The 5,117-nt window shown below is 39.8% G+C and carries 6 protein-coding genes; 1 reads left to right on the top strand and 5 read right to left on the bottom strand.

Annotated elements, in window-relative coordinates; genetic code table 11:
- Positions 1-171 precede the first annotated feature (171 nt).
- The 3 genes from hslV to HGJ91_RS08570 are packed head-to-tail and all read right to left on the bottom strand — an operon-like array spanning position 172 to position 2,180.
- Positions 172-702, bottom strand: coding sequence for an ATP-dependent protease subunit HslV (gene hslV / locus HGJ91_RS08580; protein ID WP_291347305.1), 531 nt, complete (start codon positions 700-702; stop codon positions 172-174).
- 4 nt (positions 703-706) lie between these two features.
- Entirely contained in the window at positions 707-1,603 is an 897-nt protein-coding gene (xerA, locus tag HGJ91_RS08575; RefSeq protein ID WP_291347304.1) for a site-specific tyrosine recombinase/integron integrase, read from the bottom strand.
- Positions 1,593-2,180 carry a uracil-DNA glycosylase gene (locus HGJ91_RS08570; protein WP_291347303.1) on the bottom strand — a complete coding sequence of 196 codons (588 nt, stop codon included), beginning with the start codon at positions 2,178-2,180 and terminating at the stop codon, positions 1,593-1,595. The genes xerA and HGJ91_RS08570 overlap by 11 nt, the downstream gene beginning before the upstream one ends.
- 198 nt (positions 2,181-2,378) lie before the next feature.
- On the opposite strand from HGJ91_RS08570, the gene HGJ91_RS08565 reads away from it, so the two are divergent.
- Positions 2,379-3,551: an AAA family ATPase gene (locus HGJ91_RS08565; protein ID WP_291347302.1), complete on the top strand. Its 1,173-nt coding sequence runs from the start codon at positions 2,379-2,381 to the stop codon at positions 3,549-3,551.
- On the opposite strand, the gene coaBC is transcribed toward HGJ91_RS08565, so the two are convergent.
- Entirely contained in the window at positions 3,548-4,747 is a 1,200-nt protein-coding gene (gene coaBC, locus HGJ91_RS08560; protein ID WP_291347301.1) for a bifunctional phosphopantothenoylcysteine decarboxylase/phosphopantothenate--cysteine ligase CoaBC, read from the bottom strand. The two genes, HGJ91_RS08565 and coaBC, sit on opposite strands and share 4 nt — an antisense overlap.
- The coding region (locus HGJ91_RS08555) for a hypothetical protein (RefSeq protein ID WP_291347300.1) at positions 4,747-5,117 on the bottom strand (371 nt) is incomplete at its 5' end. The genes HGJ91_RS08555 and coaBC, both read right to left, overlap by 1 nt.

The raw sequence follows: 5,117 nt of genomic DNA, 5'->3' as shown, positions 1-5,117 counted from the left end.
ACCTCCTTTTGTTTTTTTGCCGAAATACAGTATAGAACTCATTTTTGATTCTATACAGAGTTTATTTCAAACTCTTTAGGAGGTTGCCTTTTATATGATTATCAGGCTTTCCTTATTGTGGTTATTGAGTTCAATAACCACAATAAGGAAAGCCTGACCCCGTTATACCCGTTATAGTTCTTCCACAGTGATATGATGATTTGTATAGATACACAAATTGGCAGCTATCTTCATGGCTTTTTCTACAATTGTTCTTGGTTCCAATTCAGTATTTTCAAGCAGCGCAACTGCGGCAGACTGGGCAGAGGTACTGCCCGAACCAATACTGATCACCCCGTCATCGGGTTCAATTACATCTCCGTTGCCCGATAATAGATAAGTGTTTTCCTTATCCACAGCAATCATCATAGCCTCAAGGCGCCTTAAATATTTATCCGTTCTCCAGTCCCGGGCAAGTTCCACACACGCCCTTGTCAAGCTGCCACTATATCTTTCCAGTTTTTGTTCAAGTTTTTCAGACAAGGTCAATGCATCTGCCGTGGCCCCTGCAAAACCGACGATAATCTTGTCATTATAAATTCTTCTGACTTTTCTTGCTTTGTGTTTTGTGACAATATTTCCCAGCGTCACCTGTCCGTCCCCTGCCACAACCACTTTGTTTTTATACCTTACAGCAAGAATAGTTGTTCCGTGAAATGTCATGTTTTCAGCTCCTTGGATGTGCCTTGTCATATACCTGCATCAGTCTGTCCATACTCACATGAGTATAGACCTGAGTAGTGGATAAGCTGACATGCCCCAGGATTTCCTGAATCCCCCTTAAATCCGCACCCGAATCCAGCATATGCGTTGCAAAGGAATGACGCAGCATATGGGGTGAAACAGGCAGATTCAACTGGCAATCCCTTACTATTTTATCAAGTATCCGTCTTATGGACCGGGAACTTAATCGTGTAAAATTCTTATTCACAAAAACCGGAGCACCCTTCTCTTTCAAAGATGCCCTGTAATCTGTTATGGCCTTCAAGGCTCTTTTGCCAACAGGGACAACCCTTTCCTTTGACCCTTTCCCAAAGACTCTAATCATTTGACTTTTAAAGTCAATGTCCTGGATATTCAAGCCTTCCATTTCAGACACCCGCATGCCCGTGGAATAAAAAGTTTCAAACATGGCAAGGTTTCTCTTGTCAAACCAGGTCTCTGTCTTAATGGAATCCAGAAGCTGAAACAGATCATCAATGGTTAAAAATTTTGGTATGTTTTTCTCAAGTTTTGGAAAAGGTACCGTGTCTGCGGGATTTATCTTCAGTTGTCCCGATTTAACAAGATATTCAAAAAATGCCTTAAGTGAAGACAGCTTTCTTGATACTGTCCTTTTAGATTTGCCTGATCGCACAAGATGGGCAAGAAAACTTCTGACAGCATCCTTATCAAGCCTGTTCAGATGCGAAAGAAACAATTCCTGGTATTGCGTATCGTCCGCTTTTTGATCTTCCAGAAAAAATTGAATAAAATATAAAACATCCGCCCGATATGCCCTGCATGTGTGGACGGAATACCCTTTTTCAGCCATGAGTGTATCAATAAACGTATCAAGAACCATTTTTCAACCCTGATAATGTCATCACTTGTTTCATATCCTCCCAGACTTGGCGTTTGTATTCAGGTTGTTTTAAAAGCCGGGACGGATGAAAGGTGGGCATCACTTTAATTCCATGATATTCATAAAATTTTCCCCTGAACTTTTCCAGGGGCTGTTTAACATTTAGCAGAGATTGCCCGGCTTTGGTTCCAAGGGTTATGATAATTTTGGGAGCAACCGATTTTGTTTTTTTATAAACAGATCTAAAATCACCTGCATTACAGATAAAGACTGAATCAGAAGACAGGTTCATGGCCCCAAGAATCTTGATTAAAAGCGCCCCGCCCTCCCCTTTAAAAAAACTGCCTTCACTGTCTATGATGAAAACAGATGCATTTTCAGAACCTTGAAAAGAAAAGACGTCCTGTGCCCGGCCTAAATGGCCCCAGTTATTCACTATTGTTTCAGATTCTTTTGAAATATCAAGAAACGTATTCCCTGTTTCTTTTTGGCCGGATAGATAGTGTGAAAAATCTTTTATCACCCGCACAAACTCTGTCTTGATTGAAGCCGGATCATTTTGAACATCTGCACCCATTTTAAACGCTATCTCATCCTTTAATATTATGATTACAAAATTACTTATTAAAACATGCCATTGAATAAATCAATTAAATACAAAGGGTTTTATTTTTTTAAAGTTACTTTTTTAGCCTGCAGGCAAAAAAAGTTTTAAAGTTTTTCACCTATAGACAAAAAACTTGACAAAAAACACGAATCTTTTATGATATGATCTATGATAAAAAACAGATATATAACTGATGCAATCCATGATGACCTTTCAGAAAAAATGGTCTTTATCGGCGGGCCCCGCCAAGTCGGAAAAACGACTCTTTCTAAAGATATTATCGCGCCTGAATACGAGAGCTCCAAATATTATAACTGGGATAACAGAGATGACAGAAAAGATATATTGAAACCGGGTTGGCCCGGCAGTGCAGCTCTTTTAATCTTTGACGAAATTCATAAATATAAAAACTGGAAATCATTTATTAAAGGTGAATATGACAAATTGAAGGATCAGTACAAATTTCTTATTACCGGCAGTGCTCGTCTCGACTTATACAGGCGAGGCGGGGATTCAATGCTGGGAAGATACCATTACTACCGGCTGCATCCATTTTCTCTGGCAGAAAGCTGTTCAATAAAAAACAACATCAAACCGCTTACAGAACTCAATATCCCTTTAAAAAGTGAAACCAAAAATTTCCTATCCCTGGATAAATTCGGCGGTTTCCCGGAACCCTTTATTAAGCAAAACAGCAAAACCCTCAGAAGGTGGCACAATGAAAGGGTTGAGCGGATTACCAGAGAAGATATCAGGGACATCACAGCTATCAGAGATTTTTCAGGAATGATTCTTTTTTGTGATATGCTTCCGGACAGAGCGGGTTCACTTCTTTCCATTAACTCCTTGCGGGAGGATCTGGAAGTGAGTCATAAAGCATTGAGTAACTGGCTCAATATTATGGAATCATTTTATTATTGCTTTAGAATTTATCCCTATGTGGGATCAAACTTCCGATCATTAAAAAAAGAGCCTAAACTCTTTTTATGGGACTGGTCGGAAATAAAAGATGAAGCGGCAAGATTTGAAAATCTTATTGCCTGTCATTTGTTAAAATTAGTGCATTTTTTAAAAGATTATGAAGGATATAAGGTGGATCTATATTATTTAAGAAATGCACAAAAAAAAGAGGTGGATTTTCTTGTAACATACGACGGCAAACCATGGTTTGCAATTGAGGCAAAACTGAACCGAACAACCGTATCTCCGAATCTTTATTATTACAGTTCAAAACTTGATATCCCTTTTTTGTTTCAGGTTGTTAAAAAAAAAGAGGTGGATATCTTGATTGAGAAGGTTCGTGTTATTTCAGCAGACAGATTCCTTTTAGCGCTTATTTAACCCATTTTATCAATAATATGACCAATCAAAATATTGGCAACCTTGTTCTTGTCCATCAAGGGGATATCAACAAATGAGCCGTCTCTGAAAAAAAGCTTTACCTTATTGGTATCTGCCTTGAATCCCGAGTCTGTTGATCCCACAATATTGGCAGCAATCATATCAAGATTTTTCTTCTGCATTTTCATTACTGCATTTTTTTCAAGATCGTTGGTTTCTGCTGCAAACCCTACCAGGAATTGATCTTTTGTTTTCTTTTTTCCGATACGCTTTAAAATATCAGGATTTTGAGCCATTAAAATGGAAAGATCTTTATTATTGTCTTTTTTCTTTATTTTACTTGTTTTAGGATCTATGGGTTTATAATCAGCCACTGCTGCAACCTTAATAATAATATCAGCCTGATCAAGGTTGGCAAGCATTTGTAATGCCATCTCTTCACAGGTTACCACATCAATCCGATCAACACCCACAGGCGATTCAAGGCTGACAGGGCCTGACACAAGTGTCACCTGCCCTCCTCTTTTTTCTGCGGCCCCGGCAATGGCATATCCCATTTTCCCGGATGAATGATTACTCACAAATCTGACAGGGTCTATGGCTTCAACCGTAGGGCCGGCTGAAACCAGAATTTTTCTGCCATTTAAATCTTTCTTAGTCAGCATTGCCTCAACCCTGTCAAAAATAAAGCCGGGATCGGGCAGTCTTCCTGCGCCCACAGTTTTACATGCCAAAATACCTGAATCAGGATCAAGAATCTGCCATCCGTCCTTTTCAAGAATATCAAGGTTTCGCTGCACACGGATATTCTGGTACATATCCGTGTTCATGGACGGACAGATCATAACCGGAGCGGTTACCGCCAGCAATGTTGTGGACAGTGCATCGTCTGCAATACCATGGGCAAGCTTTGCAATGGTATTTGCGGTTGCCGGCGCAATAATGGCAGCATCCGCCCTTGTTGCCAGATCAATATGCTTTACAGAGGATTCCGTATCAAAAAACAAATCCGATAATACCGGATTTTCAGATAATACCTCAAAAGTGGTTTTGCCGACAAACTTCTGGGCACTGGCGGTCATGATCACATTGACATTAGCCCCGGCCTTTTTTAACAGCCTTAAAAGCTCAACCGCTTTATATGCGGCAATTCCCCCTGTAACCCCAAGAAGGATATGTTTATTTTGAAAATCCATTATTCTATCAGGTTTGACCTGGAAAAACCTGATCCTCCTGTAACAGTTGGCGCCACACCCACCTCAACATAGGTATATATCTGCTCGTCCCGGATGGTAATAACCGAGGTCCTTGAAGATTTTTGAAAAACCATGATGGTGATACCCGGAGACTTGATCTGGCTGATAACAGTCCAATTGTCTTTTGCCATATTATTATTAAAAAAATTAAACAAAGATTGTCTTTCCACCCTGCCCTTCAGTGTAATGAGTCCTGATGTAAACCCGGGTGTCAATATAACAACGGTCCTGTTTTTTACAATTGAAAGCTCCCTAGGGATTAATACATCTTCAAAATCATAATAAACCGCTGTGGTTTTCCTTGACTTGG

The sequence above is a fragment of the Desulfobacula sp. genome, assembly GCF_014237455.1.
In the GTDB taxonomy this organism is placed as follows: domain Bacteria; phylum Desulfobacterota; class Desulfobacteria; order Desulfobacterales; family Desulfobacteraceae; genus Desulfobacula.
This window is presented reverse-complemented; position numbering and strand designations above follow the sequence as displayed.